Source organism: Bacillus sp. FSL K6-0138 (genome assembly GCF_037982765.1).
Classification (GTDB): Bacteria; Bacillota; Bacilli; order Bacillales; family Bacillaceae; genus Bacillus; species Bacillus glycinifermentans.
This window is the reverse complement of the sequence record NZ_CP150286.1, coordinates 1,144,141-1,162,500: the sequence shown is the minus strand read 5'-3', so window position 1 is coordinate 1,162,500 and position 18,360 is coordinate 1,144,141. Positions and strand designations below refer to the sequence as shown.

Here is an 18,360-nt window from a genome sequence, read left to right as displayed (position 1 = left end):
TATCTCCAGGTTCGATTGGCATTTCACCCCTACCCACACCTCATCCCCGCACTTTTCAACGTGCGTGGGTTCGGGCCTCCATTCAGTGTTACCTGAACTTCACCCTGGACATGGGTAGATCACCTGGTTTCGGGTCTACGACCACGTACTCATGCGCCCTATTCAGACTCGCTTTCGCTGCGGCTCCGTCTTTTCAAACTTAACCTTGCACGGGATCGTAACTCGCCGGTTCATTCTACAAAAGGCACGCCATCACCCGTTAACGGGCTCTGACTACTTGTAGGCACACGGTTTCAGGATCTCTTTCACTCCCCTTCCGGGGTGCTTTTCACCTTTCCCTCACGGTACTGGTTCACTATCGGTCACTAGGGAGTATTTAGCCTTGGGAGATGGTCCTCCCGGATTCCGACGGAATTTCACGTGTTCCGCCGTACTCAGGATCCACTCAGGAGAGAACGAAGTTTTGACTACAGGGCTGTTACCTCCTATGGCGGGCCTTTCCAGACCTCTTCGTCTACCTCGTTCTTTTGTAACTCCGTATAGAGTGTCCTACAACCCCAAGAGGCAAGCCTCTTGGTTTGGGCTGTTCCCGTTTCGCTCGCCGCTACTCAGGGAATCGCATTTGCTTTCTCTTCCTCCGGGTACTTAGATGTTTCAGTTCCCCGGGTCTGCCTTCACATATCCTATGGATTCAGATATGGATACTGCTCCATTACGAGCAGTGGGTTTCCCCATTCGGAAATCTCCGGATCAAAGCTTGCTTACAGCTCCCCGAAGCATATCGGTGTTCGTCCCGTCCTTCATCGGCTCCTAGTGCCAAGGCATCCACCGTGCGCCCTTTCTAACTTAACCGTTAAAAAGAATCACTACGTGATATCTTGCATTACAATTGAATGTGAATGTCTTGCTATCGTTATCTAGTTTTCAAAGAACAACGCACAGGATGTGCTAACACATGCGTTGCCACAGGACGTGGCGTCTTTAGCAGGTGTCTCCTATGTCGAAGAATCAAATGATCCTTCAAAACTAAACAAGAACTAAACGCACCTGCCTGCAAGACCGCAAGGTCTTGCATTCCGTATAATATCCTTAGAAAGGAGGTGATCCAGCCGCACCTTCCGATACGGCTACCTTGTTACGACTTCACCCCAATCATCTGTCCCACCTTCGGCGGCTGGCTCCAAAAGGTTACCTCACCGACTTCGGGTGTTACAAACTCTCGTGGTGTGACGGGCGGTGTGTACAAGGCCCGGGAACGTATTCACCGCGGCATGCTGATCCGCGATTACTAGCGATTCCAGCTTCACGCAGTCGAGTTGCAGACTGCGATCCGAACTGAGAACAGATTTGTGGGATTGGCTTAGCCTCGCGGCTTCGCTGCCCTTTGTTCTGCCCATTGTAGCACGTGTGTAGCCCAGGTCATAAGGGGCATGATGATTTGACGTCATCCCCACCTTCCTCCGGTTTGTCACCGGCAGTCACCTTAGAGTGCCCAACTGAATGCTGGCAACTAAGATCAAGGGTTGCGCTCGTTGCGGGACTTAACCCAACATCTCACGACACGAGCTGACGACAACCATGCACCACCTGTCACTCTGCCCCCGAAGGGGAAGCCCTATCTCTAGGGTTGTCAGAGGATGTCAAGACCTGGTAAGGTTCTTCGCGTTGCTTCGAATTAAACCACATGCTCCACCGCTTGTGCGGGCCCCCGTCAATTCCTTTGAGTTTCAGTCTTGCGACCGTACTCCCCAGGCGGAGTGCTTAATGCGTTTGCTGCAGCACTAAAGGGCGGAAACCCTCTAACACTTAGCACTCATCGTTTACGGCGTGGACTACCAGGGTATCTAATCCTGTTCGCTCCCCACGCTTTCGCGCCTCAGCGTCAGTTACAGACCAGAGAGTCGCCTTCGCCACTGGTGTTCCTCCACATCTCTACGCATTTCACCGCTACACGTGGAATTCCACTCTCCTCTTCTGCACTCAAGTTCCCCAGTTTCCAATGACCCTCCCCGGTTGAGCCGGGGGCTTTCACATCAGACTTAAGAAACCGCCTGCGCGCGCTTTACGCCCAATAATTCCGGACAACGCTTGCCACCTACGTATTACCGCGGCTGCTGGCACGTAGTTAGCCGTGGCTTTCTGGTTAGGTACCGTCAAGGTACCGCCCTGTTCGAACGGTACTTGTTCTTCCCTAACAACAGAGTTTTACGATCCGAAAACCTTCATCACTCACGCGGCGTTGCTCCGTCAGACTTTCGTCCATTGCGGAAGATTCCCTACTGCTGCCTCCCGTAGGAGTCTGGGCCGTGTCTCAGTCCCAGTGTGGCCGATCACCCTCTCAGGTCGGCTACGCATCGTTGCCTTGGTGAGCCGTTACCCCACCAACTAGCTAATGCGCCGCGGGTCCATCTGTAAGTGGTAGCGAAAAGCCACCTTTTATGTTTGAACCATGCGGTTCAAACAAGCATCCGGTATTAGCCCCGGTTTCCCGGAGTTATCCCAGTCTTACAGGCAGGTTACCCACGTGTTACTCACCCGTCCGCCGCTGACCTAAGGGAGCAAGCTCCCGTCGGTCCGCTCGACTTGCATGTATTAGGCACGCCGCCAGCGTTCGTCCTGAGCCAGGATCAAACTCTCCATAAAATGGAACGCAGATTAAGTTCGTCACATCCTGTGACGACATCTGCATGACCTGCATCGTGCAGGCCTGTTTGAAAATGACTACGCACGTTTATGTGCGATTTATTTGAATTAACAGGTACGTTTTGTCTTGTTTAGTTTTCAAAGATCATTTTTACTTCGGTTAGAAGCAACTTTATCAATATAACATTCTAGCAAGGTGAATGTCAACAACTTTTTAAAAAAATATGAATCAGCTGTTTTATAAAGCCGTCTTTTTAAGGACGAATATTAATATATCATCTATTTTCATTTAACACAATAGTTTTTAAAAAAATAATAAAGTCATCAGCGTGAACACAATAACATCGGGTCATACGCTTTACAATTCATGCTGCCGGCTGAATCCCGCTCGCTGCCGTTGGCAAATGGTCCTTTTCTAATGTACCGCCGTTTTATATGACAGGCGCTCCGCTTTGCCGAGATCATTTCTTCTTTATTATATCCGGCCGCGTTTCTTATTATTATCGTCACGCATTTAAAAAGATCACCATCGTAAAGATTCAAGACAGTGATCCAGCCTTTCATTTAGTATTTTAACCGTTCTTTAATTTTGCGGTCGATTGTCTGACGATCAATTCCGGCTTGTATACCTTAGAGTGTTCCAGCTGATCCATATTCCTTCCTTCCACTTTCGCGATCATCCATTTTGCCGCTTCGATTCCCATCTGCATCTTCGGATGGGTTACCGACGTCAGCTTAACCTCCGACGCCTGGCTTAAATGCGAATCATCATAGCCGACAATCGATATGTCCTCAGGTATTTTCAGCCCGAATTCCCTGATCACGTCAAGCACTAAAAGAGCGATCTGATCATTATAGCAGAAAATGGCGGTCGGTGGCTCTTGTGAAGACAGACGCTTTCTCACTTCAGTGATCGTCTTTTCCTCTTTGTTCTCCGTCTCATAGGTAACAACCATTTCCGGATAAAATGACAGACCGTTTTCCCTGAAGGCGCGGATAAATCCTTTCATCCTGTTGACGCCTTGCATATCGTCCTGTTTAAAAAGGCCAAAGACCCTTTCATGGCCGAGCTTGATCAAATGGTCAGTCGCTATAAACCCGCCGTATTCATCATCCAAAATAAAGTGGGGCGGGTTCAGCTCCTGGTAAAACTGATTGATCATCAGGTACGGGATGTGGTGCTGCTCAAGCGTCAAGTAATAGTTTAAATTCGGATTAATGCTTCCTGTTTTCGTCGGCTCAACGATCAATCCGTCAATGTCTTTATCAAGCATGTTTACAAGGCACTGCTTTTCTTTTTCAATGTCATTATTCGTGCTCGCTACGATAAGCGTGTACCCTTCATTCGACAGCGTCGATTCGATCCCTCTTATAATGTGGGGAAAAATATAATCGGACAAATAGGTCGTGATCACGCCGATCATTTTATGTCTTTCCCTGCCTTTTTCCGAAGGCCTGAGGCGTTGTGAACAGTATGTTCCCGACCCCTGCTCCCTATACAGGAGACCTTCGTGAACCAAGTCGCCGATCGCCTGGCGGATCGTATGTCTGCTGACATCGAAAATTTTCATCAATTCATTTTCCGAATGAATTTTTTCCCCGGGCTTAACTTTCCCCTCATATATCCACGATTTAATTTGGTTTTTGACCATGCTGTATTTTGTATGTTCACTCATCAGATCAACCCCATCTTGTACGTACGAATAATTTCTATTATAAAGGAAAATCTTCAATTATTGCTACTTATTGGAGAAATCAAGCAAAAAAATTTGAAAAATACGGCTTGTCGTTCGTTTCTTTTTTTAGTATAGTAGAAAATAACTAAATAATCTTGATGACCACAAGGGGAGCCTCAGGCTGAGAGTGAACAAACCGTTCTGACCCTTTGAACCTGTTAGTTAACGCTGGCGTAGGGATGTGGCAAAGTAAAACTTATTGCATCCAAAGCAGTGCGTGGAAACTATCCTATTCCTTCCTCGCATTGCTTTTTTATTGGGAAAGAAGTCCAGTACCCCTTTGTTCATCAAAAGTGAGGGTTACAATGAATCAATCAAAACAACTTGTCCGGCTTATTGAAATCGCCGTCATGACAGGCATCGCAATCGTATTGGATATAGCTTCAGGAATGTTTTTGAAAATGCCGCAAGGCGGCTCCATCGCCATCATGATGATCCCGCTCTTTTTAATTTCTTTTCGATGGGGGCTGAAAGCCGGACTGATTACCGGTTTTTTAGCAGGATTGCTGCAGTTTGTCACCGGGGGGCTTTATGCGGTGCACCCCGTACAGTTTCTCCTTGATTATTTTATCGCACCAACAGCTGCAGGAATCGGCGGTTTATTTGCCGGTCCGATCCGAAAAGCTGCCGCGGCGAAAGCAAAGGGAAAGCTGGTATCATATGTTACGGTTGCCGTCTTTTTCGGAAGCGGACTGAAATTTCTCGCCCACGTCATTAGCGGCGCCGTCTTTTTTGGAAATTACGCACCCAAAGGGACGCCGGTCTGGATTTATACATTAACGTATAATGCAACATATATGCTCCCGTCGTTCATCATTTGCGCAATCGTGCTGTGCCTGTTGCTGCTGACGGCTCCGAGGCTTTTGGAACGGAGCATTGATAAGAGATGAAAAAAAGCGGACACCTTATAGGTTCCGCTTTTTTTGCGTTTTTATTAATTCTGCAACCAATACGTACCGCTCCGGGGCAGAGCCTATAAAGTCGAACGGGTAGCAGGTCGAAACGGTTAATGTCGCCCTGGGTTTTGGAACGATAACGGTCCTGTCATCAGCATCGACGATCCTCACCTTTTTCACTTTATATGTAAAAGTTCCATATTCAGCTTCAACAATTAACCGGTCTCCTTTGCCGACTTCACCAAGCCTTCTGAAAACCGTGTCGCGGTGGCCGGACAGGACCGAGTTGTCATCTTCGCCCGGCAGCACGGAACCTGCAAAATGCCCCACTCCCTTTTGAAGCTCGTCTTCGTCTGTTCCGTGGTAAATCGGAAGCCGCGCCTTCATTTTCGGGATCACAAGGTCGCCGATTTTTTCACCGGTTTCAAACGTTCGCACTGTCTCGGCTTTTTGTTTTTTTCCGGTTTGAACAGACGGCTTTTCAGCCGGCTTCTTCTCAGCCGGCTGCTGAGCGGAAAGTGTGCGTCCTTGAAAAAGCTTAAACGCATTGGTAGCTGCAACATACAGCCCGGCCGTTATCATGGCGATCGCCAAAAGCCAAATCACCCTTTTTTTACGGGATGCTCTAATGTCAATTCACCTCTTTGTCTACGCCGCTTTGCGAAGCCTTCTGATCAAGAAAAATCCGCTGAGGATTAGCACGAAACCGAGGATCGACCATTCCGCATAATGCCCGGCCGTTTTTGGAAGTTTTGCCCCCCTTACCGTCTTTTTCACATGCTGCTTCTTTGTATCATGTTGAACGGCTGTTTGGGTTTGCTTCACTTTTGCTCCTGTTTCATGAAATAAATCTGATCCAATCATGTCAGGCGTCAGCAAAACGTCCAAAATGAAATTTCCTTCAAGATCGTAAACTTGTACAAGCAAGCTTGCCCCTTTCAGTTCATCTGCGCTGACAGGCGTCGTCAGTGATACTTCCTTTTTCTTGCCGTCTTTGACTAAATAATATTTCGTTTTCACCTCAAGGGTTTGCTGAAGATCGTGTAAAATAGACAGCATTTGAGCGATATCTTTCGCTTTCAGCTCCGTTACCGTCTCAAAATCGGCAACCGCTTCAAGTCGCTCCCCAATCGCCATCAACTCATCTTCAAGATTCGGATTTTTTTCACGGACGCTCCTAAGATGCTTTATTAGCCTTTCCCATTCCTGATCGTCTACGCCAAGCTCCTGAAACGGATTTTCGATTGCCGCGTCGCCTTCGTCAGTTGTCACGTTCCAAAGCGCATCATCCAGCTCATACTCAAACATGAAGGCATCGAGGATGCTTTGCCCTTCTTCCATATAACCATTATCAACGAGAAGTTTGACCGCTTCTTTTTCATTTAAGCCGTAATCTTTTAAATATGAAGCAAGCCGTTTTTCATCGAGCCTTTCTCCAAGAAAATCTCTTAATTCCTCCGCCGATTCAAATCCTTTCAAACTTTCATCATATGTATCTTGCAAATAGGCTTCCAATTCTTTTTCTGTCATCCCTATTTCTCCAAGATACTCGTTCAGCTCGGACTGTTTCGGTGCGGCGAAAGCTTCTGCGGACGGCACCAGAAACAGCGCGCATATCAAAAACGCCATCATCCTTTTCTTCATAAAATTGACCCCCTATTTATATGTTACCTTTTGATTATAATAGAAATTTTTTAAAATACATGCATTAAATTTAAAATCGTTTTCTCTATTTAAAAAAAGTCATAATCTTTGCTCTCGCTGAATGTAATATAGTAAAGCGAAATAGAGGAGGTATAAACGTGAATCCTTACTATATGATGCTCTTTTGCTACGTTCTGTCGATCATCCATTTCCTGATCGGTTACAGAGAAGCCCTGAAAATAAGCGGAGCTGACGGACTCGTCGACGGAACCGTTATGATCTCCTGTATTCCGTTGGGCGTTGTTTTTGCTTTCTTTTCGCATTTCTTCTGGAAAATGACCATTTAGACCGGGGAAACGATTCGAATGTCATTTGCTTCCCCGTTCCAAAAGGGCTCATCACCCGTAAAAATGGGGCAAAACGCTTAAATTTCGTATACAATTGCCGTTTTTCCGCTGCCAATCATCCTCAAAAAAAGAAAAGCTCTCACTTTGGCGTTATTCACAGAGGACGGCAATTTATGCTATGATAAATAGAACTTCAATTTACAAAAAATTCACAAAAGATTGGAGGGAAGAGAATGGGCAAAGCCGTGGCTTCACAAGAAGTCGCCAACATGCTGAACGACTGGTACATACTGATGAAGAAACGAGACATTTCACGCTCAATCGAAATGAAAGATGACATAGATAAAGCAATTGAAGAGATGGAGGAAGACCAGGACGTCCTTGTTTATTATCAAATGCTTGATTTCCGCTTGCGGCTTCTACTTGAAGATATCAGCCAATCTGCTACCGAAAAGCTGGAAGCCATCGAGTTTCACGACAATGATCCGAAGAGCACGGATGATAAACTGAACTATTATTTTTATCTGTTTAAAGGGATTTATGAAGATTATAAGCAAAACCACACAGAAGCGCTCAATTTTTTCAGAATAGCGGAAAAAAGGCTCGGAGCGATTCAAAACGAAATCGAAAAAGCTGAATTCCATTATAAAATCGGAGTGCTGTACTACAATTTAAAAGCGACCTGGCTGTCGATCCACCATATCAATATCGCAGCCGGAATTTTTCAGGGCTATGAAGGGTATACCAAGCGGGTTATCAACTGCAAAATGCTGATAGGATTAAATTATATAGACCAATTTAAATTTTCCGAAAGCGAAGCCTTATTAAATGAAGCGATCGATAGAACGGAAAAAATCGGCGATCAATTTCTTCTACCTTACACCTACTATAATATGGGCTTTTTAAAAAGCAAGGAAGAAAAGCATGAGGAAGCGCTTAAATATTACAATAAAGCTTTTGCCATCAAGGATTTTGAATCAAAGGCCCAATATGCTTATCTCCTCTGTGTGTACGAAACCGTAAGATCGCTTTTGAAAACAAATTCACAGGACAAAGCTTTTCAATGGATCGATGTAGGTTTCAAAAAGTCCCGCGAAATGAACAGCAAAATATTCGAGCTGAAATTCAAAATTTTACATACATTATACACAAGCCCGCCGAATAAAATGGAAATGATCAAGGACTTTGTTCACCAGCTAGAAACTGAAAAAGCATGGGTTGATCTAGAGGAATTATTAATGGACGTGGCGAATTATTATAGGGAAAAGAAGCTATATGAAGAAGCCATATACTTCTACATTAAAACTGATAAGGCGAGCAAGCTTGCCGGAAGAGGAGGAGAATAAATGAAAAAGTTTTTATTAGCAGCCGCTGTTTTAGGGGCGGTACTGAGCTTTTCGTTGGCAAACCATCCATCCGAAGCGGTTTCAAAGAGCGACAATATCCTTCTGGCTTCCCGCGGAGCAGGCGGTTAAACATTTCCTTCAAAATCCCCATTCACTGCATAGCTGAATGGGGATTTTGCACCTTATAAAAAGTCTGGCTATTGCCTATACCATTCCAATTTTTCAGGAGCGATTCATATGAAAAAGAAAGTGCTGCTGACAGGTTTTGACCCTTTTGGCGGAGAATCCGTCAATCCAGCTTGGGAGGCGGTTAAGCGGCTTCATGGTGAAACGGCCGGTGACATTTCCATTGCAGCTGAAAAAATCCCGACCGTTTTCGGCAAATCGGCTGTCGTTTTGGAGAAAGCGATCGAGAAACATCAGCCCGACATTATCATTTGTACGGGACAAGCCGGCGGGCGGCCGCATATCACACCCGAACGGGTAGCGATTAATATCGATGACGCCAGAATCGCCGATAATGAAGGCATGATGCCTATAGATGAAAACATTGCACAAGACGGCCCTGCCGCTTATTGGTCGACTCTCCCGATCAAACGCATCGTACAAAACTTGAGACACAACGGGATTCCCGCATCTGTCTCAAATTCAGCAGGCACTTTTGTCTGCAATCATTTATTTTACCGGTTGATGCACCATTTAGCCCTTTCATCATCAGGTGCGAGGGGCGGATTTATCCATATTCCCTATCTTCCTGAACAAACCATCGATAAAAAAGAACCGAGCCTTAGCCTTGACGTGATCGTCGAAGCGCTGCGCATCGCGGCATTAACGGCTGCCAACCATGAAACCGATATCCGCGAACAAGGCGGTTCACTCGACTGATTCGAGCTCCGGCGGATGAGTCGGATCGTACCGCTGCGTATTGGCAATCTCCCTGCGGTTATCCCCAAGAGATATTTTGGTTATTTTACCAGGTTTCACAATAATAACATGACAATAGGAGGGGATATGATGAGCATTTTTAATGAGGCCAGAAAAGAAACATGGAGCGAAATACGGGAGTTGTCAGACGATGACATCAACAAAAGGCCTGAAAAAGATGAATGGAGCATTCAGGAAGTCCTTGACCACCTAAAAAAACTCGATTTGCAGGCAGCCCGGTTATTCAGGGAACGAATCAGAAGCGCTCCTTTTCGAACGATTGAAGCCAAGCCGGTCCATGTGTCTGAAGACCGGTCTGTCAAACGAAAAGCTCCAGATTCTTTGGAGCCCGAGAGAAAAACGACGGATTTGCTGGCAATCAAAGCCGAACTGGACCATGCCCGCTCACAGCTTACAACGGTAATCGCCACGCTTCAGGAGGAGGATTTTGAAAGGGTGCTTCCTCATTCCGTCTTTAAAGAGCTTACAGTAAGACAATGGATCGATTTTATCGGCCATCATGAAAAAAGACATGTCAAACAAATTCAGGAGATCAAAAAGAAATTGTCGTGAAAAGACATTCGGGAGGCATGTTCGATCAGGATTTCCATACCTCCCCTTCTTTCTTATGCGAACGATCTTGCGTCTTTTACGGCGTTCGGTGAGTACGACCATACGTCAACCTGATCGCCTTGTGCAATCACTCCCGGCCGTTCAACGACACAAACGATCCCCCTTCTGCCCATGGCATGGCGTACAAAACGGGAAGCGAGCTTCGGCTTGTCCGGAAACTGTTTTTGAATGACCTCGCCGGGCTGGATGCAGGGTTCATTCTCACCTTCGCACAAAAGCGCGGCACCGCTCGGAAAGATGAGTCTGCTTCCTTCCCTGACATGCGTCAATTGAGGCAACCCGCTTAATGCGATATTGGCTCCGAGCCATTCCGGAAGTACAGCAGGGATGTTTAGCCTTTCGGCAATCGCCAGGCATTCTTCGACAGAGACGATCGAAATCTGCCGTCTGTTAAAAATCTCCGTACCTTTTTTATACATCGGTTCCCTGGCGCCGGCCGTCTTTGTCAGGCCGAAATGCAGATCACCGGGAATTCCTCCATAGTCAATCGAAATTTCTTCTTTTTTCTCCGTCACAAATGACGGGGTATCGGCGATGTATACGTTCTCCGCCGTCGCTTTCCGCCTTTCCCACATTCAACCCATCTCCTTTTTTGAATATGAGAATTATTTTACAATGCTTCCTTTTTTTCTTCAAATCGGTTTAAAACCCGCTGTGCTTAGAAGCACACGCGGGTTTCCGGGATGGGCTTATACAGTTTTCGGCGTTTTATTAAAACAGCGTTTGTAAATCCAAATGTAGGCTTGTTCATTTAGGTCTCTCGGATTTCCGACCGTCTGCGGGTCTTTCATCGCCTCTTTTGCAAGGCGTTCGATCATCTCAGGTGATACGCCTTGTTCTTCAAGGCCCGGAATCTCTAAATCCTCTACAAGCTGATACATCCAATTGACGGAGGCTTTTGCCGCTTCTTCCGTCGTCATGCCGCTTGTATCAATGCCGAATGCTTTTGCGATGCGCGCAAATTTTTCAGGGTAGCCTTTCCAATTGTATTCCATCACAGGTCCCATCATAGCCGCCACGCATTGGCCGTGGGCAACCGGGATGATGCCGCCGAGCGTCTGGCTCATCGCGTGAGCCGCACCCGCTGATTCGCTGCCGTAGGAAAGGCCTGCAAGCATTGCCGCCTGAGCCATTCCGTATCTTGCTTCAAGATCTTCACCGTCCGCAAACGCCCTGCGGATATAATGTGCGGCATATTCAATCGCAAGCAGTGCAACAGCATCGGTAATCGGCTGCGCAAACTTCATCGTATAGCATTCGATCGCATGGGCCAAAGCGTCGACTCCCGTCATCGCCGTGACATGGGGAGGCATCGATACGTGCAGTTCAGGATCGATGATTGTCAAATGCGCCGCGATCAGCGGTCCTCCCGTATTGAATTTGAATTCGCGCTCTTCATCCGTAATAACTGCCCATTGCGTAACCTCTGAACCTGTACCTGCTGTCGTCGGAATCGTCGTTAGCGGAGGAATCCGGTTTTCAAGCGGTTTTTTTCCTTCTGCCGCTTCATAATCAAGCACCGTACCCTCGTGGGTCGCTTCAACTCCGATCGCTTTGGCCGTGTCCATTGAGCTTCCTCCGCCGACCGCCACAAGACCGTTGCAGTTTTCTTCAGCGTAAAGCTTTGAGCCTTCTGCTACAAGACGCACGGGCGGATTTGGTTCGACTTTATTGAAGACGACGACTTCAATGCCGGCTTCTTGCAATGATTCAACGACAGGTTTTGTAACACCGGCATTGTGAATGCCCGGGTCTGTGACAAGCAGCGCTTTCGTTACGCCAAGCTTTTTCACTTCTTCCCCGACATGCTTTACGGCTCCGATTCCGTGCTTAATAACGGTCGGAATTTCAAACGTATGGAATTTGTTCATGGCTTCTACTTTCATATTTAAAGTCATTCGCGATTCTCCTCCTCTTATGCTTTAAACCAATTGACAGCCGCAGGTTTTGTATTGCGGTAAACGTGCTTCACTTCCGTGTATTCATCAAGACCCATGCGGCCAAGCTCGCGGCCGATCCCTGACTGCTTGTATCCGCCCCACGGCGCCTGAGCAAAGTATGGATGGAAGTCATTGATCCACACCGTACCCATTCTCAGCTTGGAAGCGACGCGCTCCGCTTTTTCAATATCGTTTGTCCAAACCGCCCCGGCAAGGCCGTAGATCGTGTCATTTGCAAGCGCGGCAGCTTCTTCTTCGGTACGGAATGTTTCAACAGTCAAAACAGGCCCAAACACCTCTTCCTGCACGATTCTCATATCCGACCGGCACCCTGAGAAAATCGTCGGCAAGTAGAAGAAACCGTCCTGCAGCTCTTGATCTTCTGGACGCTTGCCTCCCGTTTCAAGCTTAGCGCCTTCCCTCAGACCGATTTCCACGTATTGTTCCACTTTGCTTCGGTGTTCAGCGGAAATGAGCGGACCGCTCTGCGTTTCTTGAGCGAATCCGTTGCCAAGCTTAATATTTTTCGTACGCTTAATAAGTTCTTCCAGGAATTCGTCGTGTAGCGATTCTTCCACGAGCAGCCGTGAACCGGCAGAGCAGACTTGGCCGGCGTGGAAAAACACGGCGTTTAGCGCCTGGTCAACCGCAGCATCGAAATCAGCGTCTTTAAACACAATATTCGGATTTTTTCCGCCGAGCTCAAGGGCGATTTTCTTGACATTCGTGCTTGCTGCCTGCATGATTTTCTTCCCTGTTTCAATTCCGCCTGTGAATGAGATCAGATCGACGTCCGTATTTCTGGCAAGCTCATCGCCTACGGTATCTCCCGGTCCGAGGACAAGGTTGGCAACGCCTTTTGGCACGCCAGCTTCTTCCATTAATTTAAATACTTTAATCGTTGTCAGAGGCGTGATCTCGCTCGGCTTTACAACGATTGTATTGCCTGCCGCCAAAGCGGGAGCGATTTTCCAGCTGGCTTGCAAAAGCGGATAATTCCATGGCGTGATTTGTCCGCAGACTCCGACTGGCTCCCTGACGATTTCGCTTTTTGAATTCGGAATCGGCGAGGATATGATCTCTCCCCCATCCTTATCCGCAAGCCCCGCATAATATTGAAATACGTTTGCAATATCATCCATGTCGGCTTTGCTTTCTTCCAGCGTTTTACCGGTATCGAGCGATTCAAGCTCCGCAAGCTCATCATGGTCCCGCCTTATGAGCTCCGCGATCTTCAATACAATATTGCCGCGCTCAAGACCGGTTGTATTTGACCATTCGCCTGCATCAAAGGCACGGTGCGCAGCGGCTATGGCCTTAACAGCGTCTTCTCTGCCTCCTTCACTGACGGTTTCGATATGCTCCTGATTAAAGGGATTGATAATCTTGCGAGTGCCGCCTTTTTCAGCGCTCACCCATTTTCCGTCAATGAAAAGTGTTTGACTCATAAAAGCACCCTCCCGATCACGCAAAGTTTGTTAAATAAAAATTTAACGTTTTTAACACTTTGAATTTAACACGCGTATAAAACCGTGTCAAAGAAAAATCGGCCGGACGATTTGTTTGAATTTTATGTGATCTCAAGCCTCATGCGGACTGAGCCGTTTTCAAAAAAAAATTTAATTTTGACTTTTTGATATCTTTCGTTAAGATAAAGAACATAAAGAAATTACTTAACAAATTTAACGCGGATTTCAGGACCGGTCCCGATTTTTATGGGGATTGGGTCTTTTTCATTGATGTTTCCGCTCCTTTGAAAGGAGGATAATGATGGACGAGCCACGTGATCTTTCGGCAAAAGAAGCGATCGCACAAGCGAAAGATTTAGTCATCGATTCGATTGCAGAAACGATGGATCTGTACGGCATCACCCGGAGTGCGGGCATTTTGTACGGAACGATGTACCTTTCAGATGAAATGACGCTGGACGAAATGCGGGAAGAGCTGCAGATGAGCAAGCCGAGCATGAGCACGAGCGTTAAAAAGCTCCAGGATTTAAACATTGTGAAAAAAACGTTTCACAGAGGAAGAAGAAAACACAGCTTTGTGGCTGAAAAAGATTTCTTTACATTTTTCACAAGCTTTTTTCCGCAAAAATGGGAGAGAGAAGTAAAGGTCAATCTGGCTGCCATTCAAGATGCCCAGCAGGCATTGCAGAATGTCGCAGAAGACAGCGGACTGGAACAAAGCGTAAAAGAAGAAGCGAAGGCGCTTTACGAGCAGCTCGAACAGTCAAAGACTTATTACGATTGGCTGATGAGACTCGCACAATCAGTGCAGTCCGGAGAGATATTCAAGTTCATTCCGATTGAAGACAAAAAATAAAAGGTTTTTAGCTGCCCTGTCAAAAGAGCGGCTAAAAACCTTTTTTTACGCATAATTCCGATTCTGAGCAAAAGACTAAAGGAAAGGAGGATGATCCCTTATGCTTGATAAAGAAACGATCCAGATCGTAAAGTCGACAGCCCCCATTCTGAAGGAGCACAGCCAAGAAATCGGCAAGCGGTTCTATGAACTGCTATTTTCAAAAGTCCCTGAACTGCATAATATGTTCAACCAGACCAATCAAAAACGCGGAATACAGCAGGAAGCTTTGGCTTATGCGGTATATGCCGCCGGCGAAAACATCGATCATCTGGAGGCTTTAGAGCCCGTCATTAAAAGAATTACCGAAAAGCATCGGGCAATCGGCGTAAAGCCTGAACAATATCCAATCGTCGGCGAGACGCTGCTCGCAGCGGTGAAAGATGTATTAGGCGATGCTGCAACCGAAGAAGTACTTGAAGCCTGGAAAAAAGCTTACGGCGAAATTGCAAAAGCCTTTATCAATATTGAACAAAAGCTTTATCAAGAAACCGAGCAGCTACCCGGAGGATGGGAAGGCTACCGGGAATTTCGCGTGGATCAAAAGGTGAAAGAGAGCAGTCTGATTACATCGTTTTACTTAAAGCCTGAGGATGGTAAGCCGATCGCTTCATATGAGGCAGGACAGTATTTGACGATAAAGGCGGAAATCGAAGGCGAGGCGTATACGCACATCAGGCATTACAGCCTTTCCGACGCCCCTGGCAAAGAGTATTACAGAATCTCCGTCAAGCGCGAAGATGCGCATGGTGATGCACCGGCAGGCATCGTCTCAACGTACTTGCATCAGCAGGTGCAAACAGGCGATATTCTTACATTTTCCGCTCCGGCAGGCGATTTCGTGATCAGCAGCACCGATTTGCCGCTTGTATTGATCAGCGGCGGCGTCGGCATTACGCCGCTGTTAAGCATGTTAAACACGACTGCTGAACAACAGCCCAACAGACAAGTGACATTTATTCACTCAGCAAAGAACAGCGAATTTCACGCCTTTAAAAAACATGTGGCCGATTTGGCTGAAAAGAACGAAAATATCCGGTCTTTTGTATGCTATGAAGCGCCTTCTTCAGAAGATCGTTACTTGCAAAACTTTGATAAGGAGGGCTTTATCGACTTAGAGTGGCTGCAATCCATCCTCCCGGGAAGGGATGCGGATTTTTACTTTTGCGGCCCGATTCCCTTTATGAAAGCCGTCAACGGGGCGCTGAAAGAATGGGGTGTGCCGAAAAACAACATCCATTATGAAGTGTTTAACCCGGTTGCGATTTTAGAAGAAGAATAAGGGGACATCGATTTGCAGTTTCTCACAGGATTAATTGGGAAATACGGATATGCTGTATTATTTTTCTCCCTTATGGCAGAGCTCCTCGGCCTTCCATTGCCGGGAGACTTTCTCCTGGGATATGCAGGCGTGCTGGTCTATGAGGACAAGCTGAATTGGATCCTGAGCATCCTTCTGTCAGGTGCCGGCGGCTGTTTAGGGATGACGCTTTCATATTGGACAGGATATAAACTGGGTACCCCTTTTTTACACAAATACGGCCGCCGCATTCATTTCGGTCCCGAACAGCTCGAAAAAACGTCCCGCTGGTTTGAAACGTACGGAAACAAACTGCTGCTGTTTGCCTATTTCATCCCGGGCGTCCGCCATATTACCGGCTATTTTTCAGGCATTACGCAAATCCCTTTTCGTACATATATGCTATTTTCCTATTGCGGCGCTTTTCTTTGGACAGGGACATTTATTTTTCTTGGGAACATACTGGGGCCGAAATGGGATCAGTTCCATGCATCCATCAAGAAATACCTTTTGATCGGAGGCGTGATCGCCGTTCTCATTCTGATCGCACTGTACTTTCTAAGGGCTTACAAAGCACAGATGAAAAAATGGATCATCAAAGGAATCGGCAAAGGAGCACACCGCTTTCACTCCCTCCTCAGATTAAGGCTGCTGATCGCCTGCATTGCCATTCTGTTTCTCGGTTTTGTCCTGTTTATGGCGAACTTGACAGAAGGCTATTTAAACAACGAATTGCAGCAATTCGATCATGTTGTGATGACGTTGGTTCCATTACTATTTAACGAACGCTGGGCGTATTGGATGGCGTGTTTCGGCTTTTTGGCATCTGTATATGTACTGATCCCCCTGATCGTTTTAACCCTTTTATGGATTGTGTGGAAAGGAAAGGATCGGAGGATTGAAGTGTTTTTCTTATTCTTCACGGCAGTCGGCGGAGAAATCTACGAGGAGGGAATCAGGCGCATCTTTCAGCATCTTCACCCGGTACACCCTCCGTTATCAAAGCATGTCCTGTACCCATTTCCGAGCGAGCAAACATTAACGGCTTTTGTGTTGTTTGGTTTTTCAGCCTACCTTCTGGTCCGGCACTCCAAAAAAGCGCAGCTGCACACACTCGCCTTCCTGTGCTTTGCTATCATTTTAGTTCTGATCGGCTTAAGCCGTATTTATTTGCGGCAGCAGCTCCCAAGCGACGTCATCGCCGGCTATGCGTTCGGCGGCGTCTGGTTAAGCCTGAATGTCCTCGTTATGGAGCTTTTTCGGTTTTCGCGGAGGTTTGGGAGGTTGAAACGCGTGCGGTGATCGCAGGCGGAAATAACGGTTACGGCTCGGATTTATAGTATTATCTTGATCCGGTTTAATTACAGGCTTAAGCAAATGCTAAAAACAACTTTAAAAAAGTAAGAGTACAGCCGAAACTGTACTCTTCTAAAGATATTTTTTTATTTAAACCAAGCTTTATTTAGATTATTCGCAAAATTATCCTGATTAAAAGGAACATTTGCCGCACCAAATTTTGTCGTATTTAATGCGTCTCTCGCAGCAGGGGTTAAATCTTCCCATCCGATTAACGGCTGCATCCCGCCTTTTGCGCTATCAACAAACAAGCTGTGGTTTAATGGCGCTTGAGGTGCATCATATCTAATTTTAGGATGATCGCCTTCCATGATCACACTATTTGGAGTTGGGGTTACCTTTTCAAATTTTCCGTGCCCTGAATATGCAATTGACAGAACTTTCGGATTTTGATTCGCAGGGTTGTCAATCCAAACGACAATGGCTTCCCAATCGTGTCTATGGCCTAACCCAGGAAGCGGGGAATCTTTAGGAAAATACCAAGCATACATAATGGCCCATACCCCATTATGCCACGCAGAACGGGAATATACTTGTCCGGTGCTTTTGCTGCAATGTCCTTCAGGCGCACCGGTCGGCTCCAGTCCTCCGCTTGTGTTCCCCTGTGCATCTACTGCAGGAAATGGCACACATCCGTGAGCAACCTTCAAATACGGCTGAAAACGTTTAGCCGCTTTTTGGGTAACAGTTGTAGGCGTTACTTCTTTGAAGCCTACAATTTCATCATGATTTTTAACTGCAGCGTCAGCTGTCGGCACAAAAATGACAGAAGCAAAAAACGCCAAACATATTAAACATATCAATTTTTTCACTTTTTCAGCTTCCTCTCAATATTTTTTTGCGGAATTTTCTTGAAATATCGTTTATAATAAAGAAATACACATTGAACGTTTGCGAAAAAACAGTTATGGATTGGTTATTATGGCACCATCATTGTTCTTTTCGTAAGCGTTTTTTCATTGCCTCCTTCATATTAATTTGTCATGCAGGATCAGATAAACAACTTTGTTTTTCTCTTCTTTCCCCTCCTTTCTTTGAGCTTAGTATACAAATTTTTCAGCAGGTAACAATGATCCAAAACGATTATCTTCAGATCAATCTAAACTACCAAAATGAGAGGCGCGATCCGCTTCCTTACGATATGATAGATCAATGATAACAGGACTTTTTTGATGATGTTTTTGACTGGTTTTGTCGTACAGCTTGCTTCATATAAAGAAAAGAAACAGAA

General features: G+C 46.3%; 16 protein-coding genes, 2 rRNA genes and 1 riboswitch (1 of these 19 only partly in view). Of the genes, 9 read left to right on the top strand and 9 right to left on the bottom strand.

Going from position 1 to position 18,360, the window contains the following annotated elements; all coding sequences use genetic code 11:
* The 3 genes from MHB78_RS06360 to MHB78_RS06350 all read right to left on the bottom strand — a co-directional run.
* Positions 1-852 (bottom strand): 23S ribosomal RNA (locus MHB78_RS06360) (it extends 2,079 nt beyond the left edge of the window).
* Between the two features lie 241 nt (positions 853-1,093).
* Positions 1,094-2,643, bottom strand: a 16S ribosomal RNA gene (locus MHB78_RS06355).
* Together the 16S and 23S rRNA genes form the textbook arrangement of a ribosomal RNA operon.
* Before the next feature lie 572 nt (positions 2,644-3,215).
* The gene (locus MHB78_RS06350; protein ID WP_046132332.1) at positions 3,216-4,319 is read right to left on the bottom strand and encodes a GntR family transcriptional regulator; all 1,104 of its coding nucleotides are present in this window, start codon (positions 4,317-4,319) and stop codon (positions 3,216-3,218) included.
* Between the two features lie 157 nt (positions 4,320-4,476).
* Positions 4,477-4,576, top strand: a riboswitch (TPP riboswitch).
* Positions 4,577-4,684: 108 nt separating this feature from the next.
* On the opposite strand from MHB78_RS06350, the gene thiT reads away from it, so the two are divergent.
* Positions 4,685-5,269 (top strand): energy-coupled thiamine transporter ThiT, encoded by a 585-nt coding sequence (gene thiT, locus MHB78_RS06345; protein WP_046132333.1) that lies wholly within the window; start codon positions 4,685-4,687, stop codon positions 5,267-5,269.
* A 15-nt stretch (positions 5,270-5,284) separates the two neighbouring features.
* On the opposite strand, the gene MHB78_RS06340 is transcribed toward thiT, so the two are convergent.
* Together MHB78_RS06340 and MHB78_RS06335 are read right to left on the bottom strand one after the other, a co-directional pair.
* Positions 5,285-5,857 carry a class D sortase gene (locus MHB78_RS06340; RefSeq protein ID WP_046132346.1) on the bottom strand — a complete coding sequence of 191 codons (573 nt, stop codon included), beginning with the start codon at positions 5,855-5,857 and terminating at the stop codon, positions 5,285-5,287.
* Positions 5,858-5,923: 66 nt separating this feature from the next.
* On the bottom strand, positions 5,924-6,919 hold the full coding sequence (locus MHB78_RS06335; protein ID WP_046132334.1) for a processed acidic surface protein: 996 nt from the start codon (positions 6,917-6,919) through the stop codon (positions 5,924-5,926).
* Positions 6,920-7,077: 158 nt separating this feature from the next.
* On the opposite strand from MHB78_RS06335, the gene MHB78_RS06330 reads away from it, so the two are divergent.
* The 5 genes from MHB78_RS06330 (at position 7,078) to MHB78_RS06310 (ending at position 10,109) form a co-directional block, all read left to right on the top strand.
* A complete protein-coding gene (locus tag MHB78_RS06330; protein WP_046132335.1) occupies positions 7,078-7,266 on the top strand; it encodes a hypothetical protein in 189 nt (62 codons plus the stop codon).
* A 233-nt stretch (positions 7,267-7,499) separates the two neighbouring features.
* Positions 7,500-8,612: a tetratricopeptide repeat protein gene (locus MHB78_RS06325; protein ID WP_046132336.1), complete on the top strand. Its 1,113-nt coding sequence runs from the start codon at positions 7,500-7,502 to the stop codon at positions 8,610-8,612.
* A complete protein-coding gene (locus MHB78_RS06320) occupies positions 8,613-8,741 on the top strand; it encodes a hypothetical protein (protein WP_269082056.1) in 129 nt (42 codons plus the stop codon). It abuts the gene before it with no gap.
* A 108-nt stretch (positions 8,742-8,849) separates the two neighbouring features.
* Positions 8,850-9,497 carry a pyroglutamyl-peptidase I gene (pcp, locus tag MHB78_RS06315; RefSeq protein ID WP_046132337.1) on the top strand — a complete coding sequence of 216 codons (648 nt, stop codon included), beginning with the start codon at positions 8,850-8,852 and terminating at the stop codon, positions 9,495-9,497.
* Positions 9,498-9,623: 126 nt separating this feature from the next.
* On the top strand, positions 9,624-10,109 hold the full coding sequence (locus MHB78_RS06310) for a DinB family protein (RefSeq protein WP_046132338.1): 486 nt from the start codon (positions 9,624-9,626) through the stop codon (positions 10,107-10,109).
* Positions 10,110-10,162: 53 nt separating this feature from the next.
* On the opposite strand, the gene MHB78_RS06305 is transcribed toward MHB78_RS06310, so the two are convergent.
* The 3 genes from MHB78_RS06305 to betB form a co-directional block, all read right to left on the bottom strand.
* On the bottom strand, positions 10,163-10,744 hold the full coding sequence (locus MHB78_RS06305) for an MOSC domain-containing protein (RefSeq protein WP_046132339.1): 582 nt from the start codon (positions 10,742-10,744) through the stop codon (positions 10,163-10,165).
* 114 nt (positions 10,745-10,858) lie between these two features.
* The gene (locus MHB78_RS06300) at positions 10,859-12,067 is read right to left on the bottom strand and encodes an iron-containing alcohol dehydrogenase (protein ID WP_046132340.1); all 1,209 of its coding nucleotides are present in this window, start codon (positions 12,065-12,067) and stop codon (positions 10,859-10,861) included.
* Positions 12,068-12,084: 17 nt separating this feature from the next.
* The gene (gene betB, locus MHB78_RS06295) at positions 12,085-13,557 is read right to left on the bottom strand and encodes a betaine-aldehyde dehydrogenase (RefSeq protein WP_046132341.1); all 1,473 of its coding nucleotides are present in this window, start codon (positions 13,555-13,557) and stop codon (positions 12,085-12,087) included.
* Between the two features lie 322 nt (positions 13,558-13,879).
* Between betB and MHB78_RS06290 the strand changes: the two genes are divergently transcribed.
* The 3 genes from MHB78_RS06290 to MHB78_RS06280 all read left to right on the top strand — a co-directional run bounded on the left by MHB78_RS06290 (position 13,880) and on the right by MHB78_RS06280 (position 17,075).
* Positions 13,880-14,434: a GbsR/MarR family transcriptional regulator gene (locus MHB78_RS06290; RefSeq protein ID WP_046132342.1), complete on the top strand. Its 555-nt coding sequence runs from the start codon at positions 13,880-13,882 to the stop codon at positions 14,432-14,434.
* 100 nt (positions 14,435-14,534) lie between these two features.
* A complete protein-coding gene (hmpA, locus tag MHB78_RS06285; protein ID WP_046132343.1) occupies positions 14,535-15,755 on the top strand; it encodes an NO-inducible flavohemoprotein in 1,221 nt (406 codons plus the stop codon).
* Positions 15,756-15,767: 12 nt separating this feature from the next.
* Positions 15,768-17,075 (top strand): bifunctional DedA family/phosphatase PAP2 family protein, encoded by a 1,308-nt coding sequence (locus MHB78_RS06280; RefSeq protein ID WP_052948555.1) that lies wholly within the window; start codon positions 15,768-15,770, stop codon positions 17,073-17,075.
* 140 nt (positions 17,076-17,215) lie between these two features.
* Here the strand turns inward: MHB78_RS06280 and MHB78_RS06275 are convergent, their stop codons facing one another.
* Complete coding sequence (locus tag MHB78_RS06275; RefSeq protein ID WP_046132344.1) at positions 17,216-17,941, bottom strand: NPP1 family protein; 726 nt, start codon at positions 17,939-17,941, stop codon at positions 17,216-17,218.
* Positions 17,942-18,360: the final 419 nt, after the last annotated feature.